1 protein-coding gene is annotated in these 1,054 nt (G+C 59.3%); it reads left to right on the top strand.

Features of this window, described 5'->3' with window-relative positions; genetic code table 11:
- Positions 1–61: 61 nt before the first annotated feature.
- Positions 62–1,054, top strand: a complete 993-nt coding sequence (locus NKI18_RS33310) for an IS481 family transposase (RefSeq protein ID WP_353022085.1) — start codon at positions 62–64, stop codon at positions 1,052–1,054.

Consider the following 1,054-nt stretch of genomic DNA (forward strand, 5'->3'; position numbering starts at 1 on the left):
CTAGATGTTTGATCCCGGGCTTTGATGGGGCATCCTTATCCTCCGAATCAAAGGATGCGCTATGGGCCAAATTCTGCATGGGAGCGCCACAACGACAGAGGCGGTCCGTCGAGCGATACAGCATAGTCAAGAGAGCCTGAGGACGCTGGCCAAGCGCTACGGGATCAACCAGAAGACGGTCGCGAAGTGGAAGACGCGAACTTCAGTCGCCGATCTGCCGACTGGTCCGAAGGAACCAAGATCGACAGTGCTCTCGATCGAGGAGGAGGCGGTCATCGTCGCCTTCCGGCGCTACACGCTGCTGCCGCTCGATGACTGCCTCTATGCATTGCAGCCGACAATCCCGCATCTGACGCGATCTTCATTGCATCGCTGCCTTCAACGCCATGGCATCGGCCGCCTGACGGATGTCGAGGGTGACAAGCCGGCGAAGAGGAAGTTCAAGAGCTACCCGATCGGCTACTTCCACATCGACATTGCCGAGGTGCGGACCGAGCAGGGCAAGCTGCACATGTTCGTTGCTATCGACCGCACCTCGAAGTTCGCCTTCGTCGAGTTGCACGAGAAGGCCCCCACCGCCGTATCGAGAGACTTTCTACTGCGCCTGATCGCGGCCGTCCCCTACAAGATCCATACCGTCCTCACCGACAATGGCATCCAGTTTACCACGCCCGGTGCAGGAGGGTCGGCCGTTCCACTCATCAAGGAGGCCATCGCCAACGGCGAGCGCTTCTGGGCGCATGCCTTTGAATATGCCTGCGCCACAAACGACATCGAACACCGGACCACCAAGGCCAGGCACCCTTGGACCAACGGCCAGGTCGAAAGAATGAACCGGACCATCAAGGATGCCACCGTCAAGCGCTTCTACTACGAGAGCCACGACCAACTCCGCAGCCATCTCGCCGACTTCGTTGCCGCCTACAACTTCGCTCGCAGGCTCAAGACCCTCAAGGGCCTCACGCCCTACGAGTTCATCTGCAAGGCGTGGGTCTCACAACCGGAACGCTTCAGGCTAAATCCGCTCCAGCAAATGCCGGGACCAAACATCTAG

The sequence above is a fragment of the Mesorhizobium sp. M0800 genome (genome assembly GCF_040320095.1).
Classification (GTDB): Bacteria; Pseudomonadota; Alphaproteobacteria; order Rhizobiales; family Rhizobiaceae; genus Mesorhizobium.